We start from the raw sequence: 496 nt of genomic DNA on the forward strand, positions 1-496 counted from the left end.
GGACAGAAATGTCGCGTATTTTCTTTCCTTTGCCATATATTTTAAGCCACCAGTTTTTTTCATCGTCTTGCCAGAAATGACTCATGACTGGGATCCAATCATCACGCTCCGCAAGTTCGGAGATCCTTAAAAACATAGTTTTCATGGCGGCAATGAGAAATAGGTTTCGTTCAAAGAGCGCGTCTTCGTCTGCCATTTGCTCAACTGTTGTTAGTAACAAATCCCATTGATCTTGATCTAGCCGCTTCGTTTCTTTTACCTGAGCATCTTTAACCAAGCGCTTGCAGTCTTTCTTAGCCAAAACAGCTGGATTACCTAGTGCGATTTCGTTTTCCATTAAATGCGTATAAAAGCCGCTAATAGCTGAGAACATTGCGAGCATCGACTGCTGTGATGGGCGGTACTTCTTTTTATCAATGTCGGAGCCTTCAGCTATGTACCTAAACGGCTTCCAACTCTTGTTAAATTCATCCATACCCGCCGTAGGAACGAATTT

1 pseudogene is annotated in these 496 nt (G+C 42.7%); it reads right to left on the reverse strand.

The features are described 5' to 3' along the window. A pseudogene (locus A3766_RS30665) lies at positions 1-496 on the reverse strand (hypothetical protein); the annotation flags it as partial.

The organism is Oleiphilus sp. HI0132 (assembly GCF_001635845.1).